Here is a 17,020-nt window from a genome sequence, read left to right as displayed (position 1 = left end):
AGATTAGATAATAGATAAAATCGCAGGAGATTTTCGATGGCCAGTCGTGGTGTAAATAAAGTAATTTTGGTTGGTAATTTAGGTAAAGATCCTGAAGTTCGTTACATGCCAAACGGTAATGCCGTAGCCAACTTTACTGTAGCTACAAGTGAAACTTGGAAAGACCAACAGGGTCAGCAGCAAGAGCGCACCGAGTGGCACAATATCGTCATGTACCGTCGTTTAGCTGAAGTTGCTGGCGAATACCTAAAGAAAGGTTCTAAAGTTTATTTAGAAGGCAAATTGCAAACCAGTAAATGGCAAGATCAGACTACAGGTCAAGATCGCTATAAAACTGAAATCAATGCGATGGAAATGCAAATGCTTGATAGCCGCGGTCAAGGTGGTGGTCAGCAAGGTGGCATGAACCAAGGTTACGGTAACGCGCCGCAACAAAGTGCTCCTCAGCAAGCTCAAGGTGGTTATGGTCAGCAGCAACAAGCTCAAGGTGGTTTCCAACAACCAGCTCAAGCGCAAAAGCCTGCTTACACGCCTAAGCCTCAAGCGCCAGCTCAGCAGCCTGCCCAACAAGCACAAGGTGGCTTCCAACAAGCGCCAGCTCACCAACCTGCACAAGGTGGATATCAGCAAGCTGCTCCTGCGCAGCAGCAAGGTGGTTTTCAACAACCAGCTCCAGCACAGCGCCCAGCGCCAACGCCACAGCCACAAAATACTACACCTGATTTAGGCGGTGATTGGGATGATGATATCCCGTTCTAGCAGGCGGTTTATTTAAAACTGTAAAGTTAAAGCTCAAACTATATATGAACCCAGCATAAAAGCTGGGTTTTCTTTTTCTGACACTTTTATTTGTCTAAATATGTTCTATATTAGACTAGCGGTTATAAATAGTGTCAGAAAAGGAGTGGTTATGTATAAGAAGGATATACATATATTTGATAACGGAGAGCGTTATCCGATTTTAATGGGTGAGGACGGTATGCCTCATTTTTACGTGACCTTGTATGTCACGACAAAACTCCGTACCGAGATGGTTTTCAATACTATTGCTAATAGGCTCAAGGCAATTTTATGGTTATTCGAGTGGGAAAAGATGCATACTCGATGTTTAATTGAAGAATTTGAGCAAGCACAATTTTTAACTGTTGAAGATATACTAAGCCTTCGTGACCATATGAAGCTAAATGCTGCTGAACAAAAAAAATATGACACAGGAAAATCAAAGTTAAAGCGCAGAGTCATTAATCTGAATGATTCAGCTAGCATTACTAATACGGTAGCTTCGGTTGGTCGAGACCATCACTATAATCGATTGACTGCGGTTGCAGCATATCTACATTTCCTTGCCACTGTAACCAATCAGCACCGTAATTCCCCCGAAGTATCGAAAGCTATAAGTCACATGTCTAAAACTATAAAGCAGCATAGACCCAAAGGGCGTGGCCATAATGTGTCTAAAGAGCTGGATTCGAATGATTTTCCTGATGGGTTATTCGGTGATTTTATGGATGTGGCCAATCTTGATAACCCGTTAAATCCTTTCAAAAATTATAAGGTTAAGGTAAGGAATTCTCTGATTTTCAGGCTGTTGAGAAGTGTAGGGATTAGGCGTGGGGAGGTGCTATCTTTGTCGATGTCATATCTTGAATTACATGGAGATAAACCATTTATTTGGGTAAGGCGGAAGCATGACGACAAGCATGATTCAAGGCTTCATCAGCCTGTTTCCAAAACGAAAGAGCGTAAATTGCCGATTTCGAAAGAGCTTGCTCAATTACTTGATAGCTACATTTTAAATGAGCGAGCATCTACTCCAAATTCAAGTAAGCACCCTTATCTTTTTATTACCCATAGAAAGTGCGCAACACAAGGACAGCCTATTAGTGTGAGCTATTTTAATAGTGATATTATCGGCAAAATGAAGAGTGTTGATCCAAGATTTTTAGTGATTAATGCTCATCTATTTAGGCATGAGTGGAATCATGACTTTTCTAGAATATGTGATGCTAATGGGATTCCTCCTGAGAAAGAGGCCCAAATGAGAATGTATCTAATGGGTCATTCATCGGAAAAGTCGGGTGATATTTATAATAAGAGGCATACCAGAAAAAAAGCTCGTAAAGCCTCACTTGAGCAGCAGCTAGATCTTGAGGATAAGCTTCGTAATAGACAAACAAGGATGAATAATGAATAGAGAAAAGGAAGCTAGTAGTAGAGTTACGAAAAAATCCAAGTTAACGTTATGTGTTTCTAAAGATGGCTACTCATTCGATAAGAATGCTGATAACTGGATGTTGAATAAAGATAGTAATATAACTTTTCAGAAAGAGATATTAGCACTTGATGGGAGGATTATTAAAGGGTTTCGATCTACGTTGGCTAGGTACGCCGAGGAATTGTCTGCACACCATACATCAAACATGTATTTTCAGTTTCAGCGATTTGTCAGAGATACTGAGTGCAATAAAATTGATGTTCCAACTCTTTTAAACTGGAAAGCTGCTTTAGGTAAAGATCATGAATGGTATCTAGGTGCTCTTCGAGGTTTCTTAATATCATGGTTTGACTATGGCTACGATGGAATTACTCGTGAAACTGTTGAGCTATTAGAAAGTTTAAGATTAGCAGGAAATGAAAAAGGAGTAGCTATTGCTAATCGTTGCCCGTATTCGGGGGCTTTTACTGAAAATGAAGTATTAGCAATCAACGATGAGTTGAATCGTTTGCTACGTGATGAATATATTTCATTGGAATGCTATGCATATGTCAGTTTAACTCAAGCGTCTGCGAGACGACCTATTCAGTTACGGCAACTGAAAGCGGGGGATTTACTTCAAAATACGATTCAAGGTGTAAGGTTATATAGCCTCAACATCCCTCGTTCAAAGCAACGTGGAATAGGTTTTAGAGGCGCTTTTAATAGACTAGATATTACCGAGGATTTGTATCTCATATTGAGGAATTTACTAGATATTCAGATCGCTGCTGTTGAATCAATATTCAAATTAACTTTGGATGAAAAACATAAGAGTAAAGTTCCTCTATTTTTAGATGTAAGCTATTGTCGTCATCTATTTTCTTCTGGTGCATCAATTACTGAGATATTGGACTTAGATGTGATGCACCTAGCCGCAAAAGATCTTGGGCATTCCTTGATGAACGTATTTGCAAAAAAGCAGAGGGCAATTTCAGAACGCACAGGTGACACCATTCACATTACCTCACGCAGGTTTCGAAATACTCGTGGCACCAACCTTGGTCGCAAAGGCTTTGGTGTAAATATAATTGCCGAAGCTCTAGATCAATCCGATAGTCAAAATGCCAAAGTTTATACTGAGAACACGGCTGATACTGTTCAGTATATTGATAAAGCTGTCGGCAAAGAATTAGCTAAATATGCCAATGCATTTCTAGGTCGAGTTATTGAAAATTTAGAAGATGGCGAGCGAGGTAATGACCTTACGGCTCAAATCCCTAATGATAACAATGAGGCTATTGGAGCTTGCGGAACAAATGACTTTTGCGTTAATGGATACGAGTCATGCTATGTCTGCCATAAATTCCGTCCTTTGTTAGACGCCCCTCATGAGCAGTTTTTGGAAAACCTCTACAAAGAAAAAGAACAGCGGTTGAAAAATACGGGTAGCGTTCAGTATGCAAGCGTTAAAGACCGTTTAATTTTGGCTGTTGAGCAAGTCGTTAGCATGTGTCAGGAAATTAAAGTGACAAAGGGAGAAGCATAATATGAGTGACATTGTTCAGTTTCAACCTAAGTCAGTACATACAGCCAAAGAAAACCTCAACGAGTTTATTAATCTTTGTCGGGATGAGCTAACCGCTTTTGGTGAAGAGTGCTGGGAAGGTGACAATTGGAAAACCTTTTACGGCAAGTCTAATAAAAAAGTTAATGCTCGTTTCTCGACTAATACACAGCCCTCTACAAGTTACAGTTTTGAACCAATGGCTGACCCATTTATTGACTTTGCTAAAGCATACATTCGTTACTTTTACTCATTAAATCCTGTTTCAAACTTGCAGCGTTATATGGAAGCATTACGAGGCTTAGAAGAGTCGCTGCTTTCAGTCAAAGGGGTAGCGGATATTACCGAACTAGATGGAAGTGTGCTTAGTGCATTAACAAATACCCTACCTGAAAGATATCCAAGCACTACAGCGCTGAATAAGATCGGCTACCAACTTGAAAGAATTTTGGATTTTTGTCGTTCCAAACAAATAACGCCCTCTCTGCCAGAGTGGTCTAACCCTTATTCAAAACCAAAAGATTTAACTATCGCTTTGGATGAGAAAGGAACGGAATATCGGTCCAATAAGCTGCCATCAAATGAAGTCATGATGTTGGTTTCTAAACTGTTCAATGATGCCCCAAGTTTGGGTGTCGAAGCCGAGTATTACAGCGCCGTTATGGCACTCTTGATGGTTGCACCTTCTCGCAGTTCAGAATTGACGGTTGTACCTGTTAACTGTCTAGAGTGGGAAGATGATAGAGCTGGAAAACGTCAGCTCGGCATTCGCTGGAATCCAGCAAAAGGCGGTAAGGCGGGGTTAAAATGGGTTCCTTCCGTTATGCAGGATGTGGTTGTTGAAGCTGTTGCTAGGCTAGAGAGGATTGGTGCGTCAGCACGTTTGGCGGCAAAATTTGCAGAAGATAACCCTAATGTTTTTATGCGATCAAATCATATTGGCGAAGATACGGCCTTAAATGTGCAGCAAGTTAATGAAGCATTGAGTTTGCGATTAAGTAGTTTATCTCCCAGCAAAGATAAAACTCTGTGGTTTTTAAAGTTACTTGAGACAAACAATGGTTTTATATCTTATAAAGCACTTGGGCGGCATGAATATGAGAATTATACTTCTAAGTTCAATAATTGGCCTTATGCAGATAAAAAATCCAGTGTAAAAGTATCAGAAGCCTTGTTGTTACATCGTGAAAATGAATTTCATGCTGACTTCTCACCTCGTAATTTTTCTTTTGTTTTACCCACGGTAAATCATATCAATGATCGTTTTGTGCAGTCTGGAGCTAGAGGCGCACAGTCTCTTTGGTCAAAGTTAAACATCCAACAATCAGATGGTTCACCAATATCGCTTCAGTCTCACAATGCCCGCCATTGGCTATCTACGATGGCAGAACGTGGCGGTATGGATGAGTTAACGCTGGCAAATTGGGCTGGTCGTGCAAAAATTTCAGATAATAAACACTATGACCATAGGACTGAAAGTGAGAAGAGCGATGCAGCCAGAAGTCTGCTGCTTCCAGAAGATGCCAATGCTCTTGATAAAATTAACGTGAATTTACCCGTGTCTTATGAAGATATTGGCAGAAAGGACATGCTCGGTATTGCTATCGTCACTGAGCTTGGAATTTGTGAGCACGATTATTCTATGATGCCATGTCAGCGCCACGGTGACTGCGAGACCTGTAAAGAACTTGTATGTATTAAAGGTTTCGTATCATCGCTAGAGCTTCTTAAAAAGCGTGAGAAAGAAGTTGAAGCCCAGTTCAATAAAGCAGGTAAAGACCATGAAATGGGATCATTCGGAGCAGATCGCTGGGTGAGTTCTCTTGGGTGGCGACTTTCTCATATTCGAACCAAAATTCGCTTACTCGAAGACGACAGAGTGCCTGATGGCTCTGCGATCCGCATTCCTGAAGAGTTTGACCCTTCTCCTGTTAAAACGGTTCTATTGGAAAAGGGTTATGACACCGAAGTTCAGAAATCAGACTCAATCACATTAGATGATGATGTGTATAAATTGCTAGGGTTGTAACGATGCCGAAAATTGTAATTACACAAGAAAATATTAATACAGTTCTGAAGCTTATCCTTACTTGGGAGGGGAAGCTAACGTGGGGGTTGTTGTGCGAAAGGATTGCCAGAGAACTTCAGGTTGACAAGGTAGAGCGTCAATCTTTAGCTGCTTATACAGCAATTCAAAAAGCTTATAGCGAGCGAAAAGAAGAGTTGCGCACTAAATCGCATGAGGTTCAGAGAGTCTCTGATGATGTGACGGTGGAGTACCTGAAGAATCAAGTCAAAAACCTGCAAGCTGAAGTGACACTCTTAAAAAATGAGAATTCAAAGTACAAAGAGCGATTCATTCTTTGGCAGTACAATGCGTATTTGAATGGTGTTCGAGTCAGTCGGCTTGATGATGTAGCTGATGTCTTAAATAAACCTTTAACAGCGGTAAATCGAGCCAAAGGAGGGTGAGGTAGTGGCTAATGGACAGCAAAAAGCACAGCAGAACTTAGAAGCCTTTATTAGCTGGTCAAGCACGATGACAGATGACGGTTTTCGTCAGATAGTTCACCGTGGACAGTTAAATCGAGTTGAGGTTTCAAAGGGGGTAGGTTGTGCAAAGTCTGTCCTGCTTCAAAACCCTAGGGTACGAGCACTATTAGATGAGCTTGAAGTTGGCTTAAGAAAGCGAGGTGTATTGCCTCAACTGACTGATGCTGCAAATTCAGTTCAAGATCTACCTAAAGTTCACGATAGAACCCTCTTAAGACGCTCACAAGACTCAAAGCGTGTTGCTGAGCTAGAACAGGAGATCTTGACGTTAAAAATGCAGCTAGAGCGCTTTAAAGAGCTTTCAGAAGTAATTCACGAGCTGGGGCTTGATGAATTATGAATGAAGTTGCCGATCTTAGAATCACCTCTGTGTGGGTGTACAGCAGGAAGTGGGCATGCTTTTCAGGCGTTCCTATTGTTAGCGAAGGCTTTGCTCGCACCAGCGGAAAAGATATTGTTGTAGTTAAGACCAAACCTGAGTTGTTGCCAATAAAACCTGCTGTAGGGCAACATTGGCGAATAACAGGAGTATCTACGAGTCGTATTGCGGCTCATGGTGATTTCAAGGTGAACGAGCACCATTTCATAGACCCAGAGCGCTGTGAGGTTACTCTGCCCCATGATGGTGAAAATTTCATTCGCTTTATTGCCAAAGAAAAAGACTTTAGGGGCATAGGTGAAGTAAAAGCCAGAGAGCTTTGGCAAGCCTTCCAAAGCAGCATCTTTAATCTCCTTCAGCAAAAAGATATCAGTAGACTCACTAAAATTTTGTCTGAGCAATCAGCTCAAAGTTTGATTGACGGGTTCCAAAAATACGCCAATCTCAAATACTCAACGTGGTTCTCCGATAGAAAAATCCCGCCATATATTCAGCAGAAACTTTTCAAGTACCACAAAGAAAATTCTGTTCAGTCGATTATCGATAACCCATACAGATTAGTGACTTTCGGGATGCCTTTCAAAGCTGCTGATGCCATAGCTATCGAGAGCTTCGACATTCCATTTGGTGACATTAGAAGATTGATTGGCTCTGTTGAGTACGCTCTCAAAAAGCACTCAAAGAGTGGTGGTCATACGGTTGCATCACATCAAGATATACATAGCTCAGTATGGACTTTGCTTGGTAGCAAAGAATTAGCATCTCAAGCGTTAAAAATTGCTGACATTGGTAAGTCTTATTTTATCGACAGCGAGACAGGAAGCTATCATCACACGCCTTTACTTGTTATGGAGAAGGTAGTGGCTAAGCGACTGCTAACTCTAAATTGCAGGGAGGATGGAACCAGTTTGGAGTTCGACTTAGCCTATGCGGAAGCATGTAAAGAATTGCCCTACAGTTTAACAAGTAAACAAACTGATGCAGTGCTCACCTCTTTAGCTTCACACGTTTCATGCATCACTGGTGGCGCAGGCACGGGTAAAACGACTGTACTCAGAACAGTATTAAAAGCCTATAGCCATATGGGGTATGACATTAAAGCTATTGCTCTTTCTGGTCGTGCGGCAATGCGTCTACATCAAAGTATTGGGTTTACGACATCCACCATCGCTGCATTCTTGCGGCAGGAGCCGATTGATACGGACTCAAAATGCATTGTGGTCATTGATGAAGCTAGCATGATTGATTTGCCCACCATGTATAAAATTGTTGCTCATACCAATCCTGCCGTAAGGTTCCTATTTGTTGGGGATTACCATCAATTGCCACCCATCGGTGCGGGTTTGATTCTGGCTGACATTGTTAAGTCTGGTGTCATCAAGAACACTGAGCTAGACATTGTTCAGAGGCAGGATTCTGCTTCAGGGATTCCATGCTACTCACAGTCCATTAAAAATGGCGAAATACCCGAAGAGTTGTCTATTGGTCATATTCACTTTCATGATGTTGCACTTGATGATGTAGCAGTTAAATGCGTCGAACTTTATAGCCAATTCCCATTAGGCAGTCAGGTTGTTGCTGCAACTAAAAAGCTAACTCACGACATTAATATCCAATGCCAAAATAGTATTAACGCTAATGGTCAGCGATTAGAATTTGAAGAATTCGGTGAGCGGTATAGAACCGATTTATTGTTGAACGATCCAGTGTTATTCACCAAGAATAACTATGATGCAGGTGTTCAAAATGGCTCCCTTGGTCGGTTGACCTCATTGGCACAAACAGCAGATAGCCATGGCTTAGTAAAACTAGATGATAGCCATGACGAAATTGTTATAACTAGAGCACTTCTTGACTCGTTGGAAGCTGGTTACTGCATCACTTTACATAAGGCTCAAGGCTCTCAGTTTAAGCGAGTCATAGTCGCACTTAGTAGCGCAAAGATGCTGGATCGAGCTTGGTTGTATACAGCCGTCACTCGTTCGGAGGATGAATTACACATTGTCGGCTCACAGGAATGCTTTGAAAAGTCAGTGCGAAGTCTCAGTGCTCATCATAAGCGTCAAACTCATCTTGCTTACTTGCTTCAGCAATAAAGCACTAAACAATTCATTTAGAGCAAAAAATATTTTTTATTTTACTTAACTTATTCAATACTTTCGTTATGTGAACTGATTTTTACTTCAAGTTCGTACTTTGTATCAGTTAAATTCAGTGCTATACCACACTAACATTTGAGTGCTAATCGAGTATTTTAGCCATGTTGGAGAGGAAACATGTTCACTGTAAAATTGGTTATTCGTGAAGAATTGCTTCTAGATACGGAGGAGTGCAATGGCAATAGGTATCGAGTTGTTTTTAAAAGCTGGGATGAAAACTTGAGCTGGAGTGTTGCTGTAAACGATGAAAAATTTGAGCCTCAATCCACACCACCTGGTATCAATTTAGCAGCTTGCCTAGCGGATAATGAATTGAGCATCGGGTGGTGGAATGAGCTGAGTTCTGCCTTTAAATCTAATGTACTTCAGTTCAGTGATGAATCGGCTTACGTGCTTCAACTAGCAAGCGAACATAAAGGCATATACGATCTTGTAGCAGTGAGACCAGCTCTTCTTGCATTGTTGTTTTTTAACATCAACGGGCATGAAGCATTGATTGCAACGGCTTCAAAGCCTCAGAGAGATATTTTACAAATACTTGGCATGCCTGAATCCAAGAGGTCACTAAAAGTGCTTAGCAAGTATTCATGTGAGCGTTTTGATAGGTCATCGATGGACAGGCTGTTGGAGTTCCTTAGATCTAATCCTGATAGTGACGCATTTCAGCACGAGGCATACATTACTGATGTGACCGTGAGAGTTGCAAATGCTCATCCGTGGTTGATTTCGACAGTCTTATGGCGGGGTGTTAGAAATTTACAAAAAGTAAAAAGGAAGAGTTTTATTTCATTGATCGATGATTGTTTAATGCTCGCTTCAGCTCTTAGTATTGGGAATGAAAAGCGAGTAATTAGCTCCTTAAAGGGGTTAGAAGAGCTTCAAGCGCTCCATGAACGATGGGTGACGAGGGTAAACGCTAAGTCCATCGAAGACATACCCGTTGAAGAGTACGATACACCGTTTCATTTTTTTCCTTTGCCAGATGTTGATGGGATTGAAGCGATTAGAAATCGAGGGGAGCTGAGTGTAGAAGGCATCACTTTAGCCCACTGCATTAGCTCGTATTTCGAGCGCATCCAGCTCGGCAGTTACTGTGCTTACAGAGTTACTAAGCCACAGCGAGCCACTATTGGATTTAGAGTTGATGCTGACGGTAATATCACTCTTGATCAAGTAAGAGGCTACAAAAACGCCAAAGTAAACAAAGAAACATCTGATTTCATAACAACGTGGATAAAAAGAGGTAAGTATGAACAATAAAGAGCAAGCAAAAGCTAAAGAGCAAGTAAAAGCTAAAGTGAAAATAGGGTTGGATTCAGGAAAAACAAAATATTCTTCTCTAGATTTATTGGCTCTACTCATAAATAAGCAGTCTTAAGTTTTGAGCAGTTAAAGCGTAGCCTATCTATAGCTTTAGCTGCTGATTCATAAACTTCTGACACGACACTTTAGTATACTCGGATGTTTCTATAGTTTTTTGTTTTTGACCCTTTTAAGTGTAAAGGTAAGCGCAGCAACAAAGAACTTAGATCTATTTGATTTTTATCAATTATAAATCTTGAGTTTGCTACTGCTGAGGTTGAATTTTAGACGGTAATTATGCTTACATGATAAAAGTGACTTAAATATCTAAAAAGAGATAAGGAGAAGCCAGTGGCAAGAAGAGGTGGTGGTTTAAGATCTGTAATTAAAGTCGCTAAAGCTATTGATAAAGCAAGCAAACAAGTTGCTAGAGATGCTGATCGGAGGCGAAAAGAAGTAGCTAGAGAGCATGCTAAAGCCGAGAGAGAATATCAAAAGCAATTAAGGGAGCAGGAGCGAGATGCAATACGTGCGGAAAAAGACAGGGCTAGTCGAGCTAAGCAAGCAGAAAAGTTAAATGCTGCTCAAGCAAAGCAACAGTTCAAAGACTCGCTTATTGATGTCCAAGAAGAATATGCTGAGAGGTGCTCAGAAAGAGCAGCCTTACGTAAACAATTTATTAATGCAGTACTAAGGTAGTCATTATGGATAACAACCTCCTTATAGTTATAGCCATTGCTTTATTCGCTGTAATTATTAGCTATTTCATCGCAAATCATCACTTCAACAAAAAACTAAACGAGTATAAAAATACTGTGAATCAAAAGCTTGATGAGCACAAAAGTATTGATGAAGCTTTGCACCAAATACATGCAAAGTTGGCACTTGTTAAAGTTGAACTGGATGACGACTCCAAAGAATTGGTACGTGTGCAAGTAGAGACTGCTGAGTTACAAGATCTAAAGAAAACAGAAAAGCAGTTGTTTGACAATGTTCAGTTGCATACATCAACAATTTCTAAGTTAGAAGCTGATGAAGAAAAGCTTGTGTTAAGCATATCTGAGCTTGGTGTGGAGCAGGAAGAGTTAATGGGAATGTTAGATTTATATTCTCGTTTGGATGAATATACGACATGCGGCCATTTTGAAATGCCTGACTACCTCTATGAGACCTCAGTTAGATTTGTTGAGGAAATCAAAGATATCAGGGTTCAGCAAAAAGAAATGATTAAAGATAAGGAAGCAGTCACTTACCCTGATACGACAATTATCTCAAATGATAAATCGTTCAATAAAAAGATTCTAGACGGGCAAGTCAAGTTGATGCTAACTGCATTTAATACAGAATGTGATTTTCTTATTGGTAAGGTTAGCCCAAGTAGTTTTGGTCGAACTTTGGAACGCATAGAAAAGCTTGCTAACACTCTTGAGAAATCGGCAGCCACCTTAGAGTGCGGCTTTAACATCAGTTACGTAGAGCTAAAGTTTGAAGAGTGTAAACTTCAATATCAATACACACTGAAGAAGCAGGAAGAAGTCGCAGAGCAAAAGCTAATTAAGGAACAGATAAGGGAAGAACAACGGGCTATCAAGGAATATGAACGAGCTATTGCTGAAGCTGAAAAAGAAGAAAAAATGTATAGGGATTTACTGGATAAAGCACGAAATGAGCTATCTGAGGTCTCTGAAACCGAGAGAGCTGTTGCAGAACTTCGAATAGCTCAACTTGAGCAGCAATTATTAGAGGCTGAAGCTAAAGAAAGTCGAGCTAAGAGTATGGCTGAGCAAACTCGAAAGGGTCATGTTTATGTCATTAGTAACATTGGCTCATTCGGAGAAGATGTATACAAAATTGGGATGACTAGGCGTTTAGAGCCTATGGATCGTGTCAAAGAGTTAGGCGATGCAAGTGTACCGTTCCCATTCGATGTCCACGCAATGATATACGCAGAAGATGCACCAGCGCTTGAAACTGCACTGCATAGAAAGTTTACATCCCTACGGGTTAATGCAGTGAATTTAAGAAAGGAATTTTTTCAGGTAGATCTAGATTCTATAAAAGAGGCTGTTGACGAAATGGACTGTCTAGATATTGAGTTCAAGATGACAGCTTTAGCTGAAGACTATTACGAAAGCCTTCGTCTGCAAGAAAGGTTAGCTGCCTAGTTGAGGGTGTAACAGATTCTGTGTAACTGCAATTTAGTTAATATGCTTCACAATTCTGTCTTCGAACTCAATAATAAATCGGCTCATCGCAGTACGCCAGTTTCGGATGGGCATGGTCCATTTTTTACTGGCTTCTTTTATCGCAAGGTAAATCATTTTCTTGGCCGAGTCATCATTAGGAAATACCTTACGTTTTTTCAACGCTCGTCTAATCACGCTATTTAACGACTCTATAGCATTGGTTGTGTAAATGGCCTTACGAATATCCTGAGGATAATTGAAAAACGTATTTAAGTTGTGCCAATGATTATGCCATGACTTGCTGATTTGGGGGTATTGCTCATCCCAGGTATCGCTGAAACGGTCTAATTCAAGTAAAGCTTCCTCCTCCGTTGTTGATTGGTAGATGCTTTTAAGGTCCGCAGTGACTGCCTTGTAGTCTTTCCACGATACGTACTTTAATGAATTTCTGACCATATGTACGATACAGAGCTGTACATGAGTATCTGGATAAACGGTATTGATAGCATCAGGGAAGCCTTTTAAGCCATCAACACAAGCGATGAGAATATCCTCAACGCCTCGTTGCTGTAGTTCAGTGAGGACACCTAACCAAAATTTAGCCCCTTCATTTTCAGCTATCCAAAGCCCCATTAGCTCTTTGTGACCTTCAAGGTTAATGCCTAACGCTAAGAAAATAGATTTGTTAATAACGCGCTTATCCTGACGGATTTTTACGACGATACAATCAAGGTAAACGATTGGGTAAATGGCATCTAAAGGTCGACTTTGCCATTCAATAACTTGCTCTAGAACGGCGTTGGTAACGCGAGAAACTAACGTGGGTGATATCTCTGCGCCGTACCATTCATCAAAGGCTTGAACGATATCACGAGTACTCATGCCTTGAGCGTAGAGCCACAATATTTTATCGTCCATAGAGGTAAATCTGGACTGGTGTTTTTTAACTAACTGAGGTTCGAAACTGCCTTCACGGTCTCGCGGCGTATCAAGCTCAAATTGACCATCTTCAGTTTGAATGCGCTTGCTGGTTTTACCGTTACGGCTATTAGCAGAAGTCGATTTATGGTGTTTCTCATAGCCCAGGTGGTCATCCATTTCGGCATTAAGAGCGGCTTCGACCGTTATCTTTTTGAGCATCTGACTGAATTGGTTTAAGTCTTCTGGTGTTTTAATGCTTTTAGCAGCTTCTTTAGCAAAAGCTTCAATATCTTTTTTGTTCATGAGTATCTGCCTATCCTTGACTCTCTATAGAGTACGTGTTGATAAGCAGTTACACAAAATTAGTTACAGTCTCGCCTAGTTCGATTCGCAACACAGCCTTCGGCATCGAACTTGAAGGCTTTTTCTTTTATTGTCACAAGGATTATGCTGTCCTGTTAACCCCGCAAGGAATTTAAATGAATTTGATACAGTTTTTATCAATGCAAGTTAATCAAGATATGTCGCATGAAGATGCTCAAATATTAAATGAGGAACTTGCTACTAAAGCAATTGCAGATATACCAGAAAAAGATAGATCTTTAGTCGCTGATTACTTAGCTACGGCTCTTAATATGCACTCTGTTAAGCCTGACCTTGTTCCAAAACTTGACGTATTGCTTTCTTCTTTGCAAGAAACTGCTTAATGGCGCTTTCAGTCTCAACATTTTCAAGGAAGAATGATGACAATTAGTAACTCTAATAAAACAATCACGTTTTTATCTTCGGACTTACCTAAAGATAAAACTTCTGGGCAAAGGCATCCTTTAGATATGCCTGTAGAAAATCAAGATGATGATGGGCTAAAGTTTTTTTATAGGTTTATAAACAAAGTATTAGATGTTGATAATCTAATTGTATTGGCTGGTTCTGGCGTATCACTAACTTTTAACAATTTCCCTAATGGGGTGCCTCACCCTGTTCCAACTGCACCGAGCATGTTGGATCTGTGGCATAAATGCAGGCAACATGATGAAAAAGATTTTCAGCAAATTTTAGAGTTGGTGAGATATGACAAACTCCAAAAAAGTAGAGAGAAAGACGAAAGTGCAAAGTTAGACATTGAGCTTTTGTTGTCTATTTGTGATTCAGCCTTGGCACTTGGGGGGTTATGCTCAGAAGAAGAACAGCAAGTCACTTTGTTTTTGAAAAATGCTAAAACAGTTATTTTACAAGCAACAGATTTCACCGAAAATATTCCAACCGACATGTGGAAGGCTCACAATAAATTCATTAGAACGGTTGCAAGGCGCAGTGCGAAGCAGCAGAGATTGAAATTATTTACTACTAATTATGACTTGGCGTTTGAAAATGCCGCATCAAACACTGGATTGATTGTCATTGATGGTTTTGAGTATTCTTCTCCATCGTATTTTAATCCTATGTGGTTTAATTACGACATTGTGAATAGACAACAGTCGAATGATAAGGGAGGAATGTATTTATCCAACGTTTTAAAACTGTATAAAATTCATGGGTCTGTTGATTGGCGAAGAGTAAATGGAAGAGTTAGAAAAGTAGTACCATCAGCAGAAATAGGTGAACCAGTTTTTATATATCCGAGCAGCACTAAGTACCAAAGCTCTTATGATTCTCCTTATTTAGACATGATGACTGCATTTTTAAATGCAGTACAGCAACCTCGGACAGCCGTTTTATGCTTAGGTTTTGGCTTTAATGATAAACATATCAATAACGCATTAACTATGGCGCTTCGCACTAACCCAGAGTTCATGTTGATGGTGGCGACAAGATCGCCTTTCAAAGAAGAAGGCTCGTTTAATCCTGAAATAAGAAAGTTGTTGGTAGATGCAATAAATGAAGGTGATGGGCGAATTGCTATTGCTGATGCAACATTCGATGTTTTTTCTGATTTACTACCTGAACGTAGATCCAAAACACCAGAAGACGACTTGTTTAGAGCTTTTGAAACTATAGCTGCAAATATTAAAGTTGGTGCTTAAATGAGTTCTGATAACTGGTTCTCGCCTTACGATGATATTAGACGTATTGGCAGTATTATAAATGTCTCAGCTACCGAGGTAACGGTTAACTTAACGCAAGCTGGGTCAGGTGAACCCTGTTGGTCATTCGGGAATAGAATTCCTGCTGGTGAGGTTAATGAATTTGTATTTATTGATGTAGGGGAAACTGCTGTTTTGGGGCGGCTAGTCAAAGTTTGGATTGAAGGTGGCGAACGTTTAAGTGTTGATGGTTTGAATGATAAGCCATTAGAAAATCACCCGATAGGTTTGGTTCAGCTACTTGTAAGTTTAGACCCTGCTAGTGGTAAAAATTATAAAGGAATTCGTCAGCATCCTCGACTTGGTAGTCAAATATATTCGGCTCATCCACTTCTAGTTTCAAAATTGGCGGAAGGTAAAGGCGAATCCCAAAAGGGCGATATTCATTTAGCTATTGCCGAGCTACCTCATGATGATTCCATTACTATTCATGTTACACCAGAAAAGCTATTTTCCCGTCATTGCGCTATTTTGGGCGCTACAGGGGGAGGGAAGAGTTTTTCAATGGCAACAATTATTGAGCAGGTTGGTCAAGCAGGTGGTAGAGCAATAATAATTGACGCTACTGGAGAGTATAGTGAACTACCCTGCCCTAGCTACTATGTTGGTGAGCATCCAAGTGCTACTTCAGAGAATAAAGTTACATTTCCTCATTGGCAGTTTACAGATTCTGACATAAGAGCCTTTCTAAGACCATCCGCACAGAGTCAAGCTCCGAAATTGGATGCTGCAATTCAAAGTCAAAAAGTTGTTGCAAGATTCTTTCTAACCCCGAACCATGGGTTATCCATAGATAGTAGGAATTTGTATAAAAAGACTGGGGCAACTAAGTTGCCATTTGAATTAGCCGTTCAAAGTAACCCTGCTTTTACCCCGTGGGCTTTTCACTTGTTGGCTGACCAAATTGTTAATGAGTGTGTTTGGCCGAATGGAGGGAATAGCCATAACCCAATTGAGACTATTTGGGGAGGGAGAGCAGATAATGATGTTGGTCATTGCTTAAATTTAATTTCCAGAATCAAATCTCACTCTAGCAATCCAAATCTTAAATGGATGATTGATGTTGATTTTGATTTAGTAACTATCCCTAATCTAATTGATACTTTCTGCAATCAAAATAGTGGCCAAAAAATCATTCGGTTAGACTTGTCAGCCGTTCCGTTTGAAGCAAACTCTAGAGAAATATTAGTTAATGCTATAGGGCGAAAATTATTGTCTGTAGCGAGAACTGGTTCTATTAGTCATCAGAAACCATTATTAGTGTTTATCGATGAGGCGCACCAATTCCTCAATAAGCGTGTAGGGGATGACAGTAGTTTATTTGAGCTGGATGCGTTCGGTAACATTTCGAAAGAAGGTCGTAAGTACGGGCTAAATACAGTGATTGCGACTCAGCGCCCAAGAGATATTCCTGAAGATGTGTTGAGTCAAATCGGAACATTAATTGTTCACAGGTTAACAAATCAACTAGACCAAGATATTGTAAAAAGAGCTGTCGGAGCAATAGACCAACGTTCTGCGTCCTTTTTGCCTGTTCTAGGTCAAGGTGAGGCACTTTTATTGGGTGTAGACTTTCCATTCCCAATGACAGTTAAGATGAAAAAACCTCATAATGAACCAACTTCAAAAAGTGCGGATTTTTCTGCCAGTTGGTCTTCTTGAAAATTAAGACCTT

The 17,020-nt window shown here is 40.4% G+C and carries 15 protein-coding genes; 14 read left to right on the top strand and 1 reads right to left on the bottom strand.

The window, feature by feature from the left end; genetic code table 11:
• Positions 1 to 36 precede the first annotated feature (36 nt).
• The 11 genes from BCU57_RS14595 (at position 37) to BCU57_RS14545 (ending at position 12,319) form a co-directional block, all read left to right on the top strand.
• Positions 37 to 759 (top strand): single-stranded DNA-binding protein, encoded by a 723-nt coding sequence (locus BCU57_RS14595; protein WP_102439974.1) that lies wholly within the window; start codon positions 37 to 39, stop codon positions 757 to 759.
• A gap of 151 nt (positions 760 to 910) precedes the next feature.
• On the top strand, positions 911 to 2,194 hold the full coding sequence (locus tag BCU57_RS14590; protein WP_157936452.1) for a site-specific integrase: 1,284 nt from the start codon (positions 911 to 913) through the stop codon (positions 2,192 to 2,194).
• Positions 2,187 to 3,743, top strand: a complete 1,557-nt coding sequence (locus BCU57_RS14585) for a site-specific integrase (protein ID WP_198589968.1) — start codon at positions 2,187 to 2,189, stop codon at positions 3,741 to 3,743. Before BCU57_RS14590 ends, BCU57_RS14585 begins: the two co-directional genes overlap by 8 nt.
• Position 3,744: 1 nt before the next feature.
• Positions 3,745 to 5,790 carry an integrase gene (locus BCU57_RS14580; protein WP_102439972.1) on the top strand — a complete coding sequence of 682 codons (2,046 nt, stop codon included), beginning with the start codon at positions 3,745 to 3,747 and terminating at the stop codon, positions 5,788 to 5,790.
• A gap of 2 nt (positions 5,791 to 5,792) precedes the next feature.
• Positions 5,793 to 6,233 carry a hypothetical protein gene (locus BCU57_RS14575; RefSeq protein ID WP_102439971.1) on the top strand — a complete coding sequence of 147 codons (441 nt, stop codon included), beginning with the start codon at positions 5,793 to 5,795 and terminating at the stop codon, positions 6,231 to 6,233.
• Positions 6,234 to 6,237: 4 nt separating this feature from the next.
• A complete protein-coding gene (locus BCU57_RS14570) occupies positions 6,238 to 6,654 on the top strand; it encodes a VPA1267 family protein (protein ID WP_102439970.1) in 417 nt (138 codons plus the stop codon).
• Complete coding sequence (locus tag BCU57_RS14565) at positions 6,651 to 8,789, top strand: AAA family ATPase (protein WP_102439969.1); 2,139 nt, start codon at positions 6,651 to 6,653, stop codon at positions 8,787 to 8,789. Before BCU57_RS14570 ends, BCU57_RS14565 begins: the two co-directional genes overlap by 4 nt.
• Before the next feature lie 180 nt (positions 8,790 to 8,969).
• Entirely contained in the window at positions 8,970 to 10,112 is a 1,143-nt protein-coding gene (locus BCU57_RS14560; protein ID WP_102439968.1) for a PcfJ domain-containing protein, read from the top strand.
• Complete coding sequence (locus BCU57_RS14555; RefSeq protein WP_277869103.1) at positions 10,102 to 10,230, top strand: hypothetical protein; 129 nt, start codon at positions 10,102 to 10,104, stop codon at positions 10,228 to 10,230. The genes BCU57_RS14560 and BCU57_RS14555 overlap by 11 nt, the downstream gene beginning before the upstream one ends.
• A gap of 275 nt (positions 10,231 to 10,505) precedes the next feature.
• Positions 10,506 to 10,853, top strand: coding sequence for a hypothetical protein (locus BCU57_RS14550; RefSeq protein WP_102439967.1), 348 nt, complete (start codon positions 10,506 to 10,508; stop codon positions 10,851 to 10,853).
• A gap of 5 nt (positions 10,854 to 10,858) precedes the next feature.
• Complete coding sequence (locus BCU57_RS14545; RefSeq protein WP_102439966.1) at positions 10,859 to 12,319, top strand: DUF4041 domain-containing protein; 1,461 nt, start codon at positions 10,859 to 10,861, stop codon at positions 12,317 to 12,319.
• A gap of 33 nt (positions 12,320 to 12,352) precedes the next feature.
• Here the strand turns inward: BCU57_RS14545 and BCU57_RS14540 are convergent, their stop codons facing one another.
• Positions 12,353 to 13,564 (bottom strand): IS256 family transposase, encoded by a 1,212-nt coding sequence (locus BCU57_RS14540; RefSeq protein WP_102440683.1) that lies wholly within the window; start codon positions 13,562 to 13,564, stop codon positions 12,353 to 12,355.
• 176 nt (positions 13,565 to 13,740) lie between these two features.
• On the opposite strand from BCU57_RS14540, the gene BCU57_RS14535 reads away from it, so the two are divergent.
• Genes BCU57_RS14535 through BCU57_RS14525 form a run of 3 tightly spaced genes read left to right on the top strand, consistent with a single transcriptional unit; the run spans position 13,741 to position 17,007 of the window.
• On the top strand, positions 13,741 to 13,968 hold the full coding sequence (locus BCU57_RS14535) for a hypothetical protein (protein WP_102439582.1): 228 nt from the start codon (positions 13,741 to 13,743) through the stop codon (positions 13,966 to 13,968).
• 33 nt (positions 13,969 to 14,001) lie between these two features.
• Entirely contained in the window at positions 14,002 to 15,285 is a 1,284-nt protein-coding gene (locus tag BCU57_RS14530) for an SIR2 family protein (RefSeq protein ID WP_241903552.1), read from the top strand.
• On the top strand, positions 15,286 to 17,007 hold the full coding sequence (locus BCU57_RS14525) for an ATP-binding protein (RefSeq protein ID WP_102439580.1): 1,722 nt from the start codon (positions 15,286 to 15,288) through the stop codon (positions 17,005 to 17,007). It begins immediately after the preceding gene.
• Positions 17,008 to 17,020: the final 13 nt, after the last annotated feature.

The organism is Shewanella sp. 10N.286.48.B5 (genome assembly GCF_002874355.2).
GTDB lineage: Bacteria > Pseudomonadota > Gammaproteobacteria > Enterobacterales > Shewanellaceae > Shewanella.
This window is presented reverse-complemented; position numbering and strand designations above follow the sequence as displayed.

Bases quoted from the DNA above. Each gene is read 5' to 3' on its own strand.
- BCU57_RS14535 (WP_102439582.1), top strand. From the start codon at position 13,741: ATGAATTTGATACAGTTTTTATCAATGCAAGTTAATCAAGATATGTCG.
- BCU57_RS14580 (WP_102439972.1), top strand. From the start codon at position 3,745: ATGAGTGACATTGTTCAGTTTCAACCTAAGTCAGTACATACAGCCAAA.
- BCU57_RS14565 (WP_102439969.1), top strand. From the start codon at position 6,651: ATGAATGAAGTTGCCGATCTTAGAATCACCTCTGTGTGGGTGTACAGC.
- BCU57_RS14540 (WP_102440683.1), bottom strand. From the start codon at position 13,564: ATGAACAAAAAAGATATTGAAGCTTTTGCTAAAGAAGCTGCTAAAAGC.
- BCU57_RS14595 (WP_102439974.1), top strand. From the start codon at position 37: ATGGCCAGTCGTGGTGTAAATAAAGTAATTTTGGTTGGTAATTTAGGT.
- BCU57_RS14590 (WP_157936452.1), top strand. From the start codon at position 911: ATGTATAAGAAGGATATACATATATTTGATAACGGAGAGCGTTATCCG.
- BCU57_RS14585 (WP_198589968.1), top strand. From the start codon at position 2,187: ATGAATAGAGAAAAGGAAGCTAGTAGTAGAGTTACGAAAAAATCCAAG.
- BCU57_RS14575 (WP_102439971.1), top strand. From the start codon at position 5,793: ATGCCGAAAATTGTAATTACACAAGAAAATATTAATACAGTTCTGAAG.
- BCU57_RS14545 (WP_102439966.1), top strand. From the start codon at position 10,859: ATGGATAACAACCTCCTTATAGTTATAGCCATTGCTTTATTCGCTGTA.
- BCU57_RS14555 (WP_277869103.1), top strand. From the start codon at position 10,102: ATGAACAATAAAGAGCAAGCAAAAGCTAAAGAGCAAGTAAAAGCTAAA.
- BCU57_RS14530 (WP_241903552.1), top strand. From the start codon at position 14,002: ATGATGACAATTAGTAACTCTAATAAAACAATCACGTTTTTATCTTCG.
- BCU57_RS14525 (WP_102439580.1), top strand. From the start codon at position 15,286: ATGAGTTCTGATAACTGGTTCTCGCCTTACGATGATATTAGACGTATT.
- BCU57_RS14560 (WP_102439968.1), top strand. From the start codon at position 8,970: ATGTTCACTGTAAAATTGGTTATTCGTGAAGAATTGCTTCTAGATACG.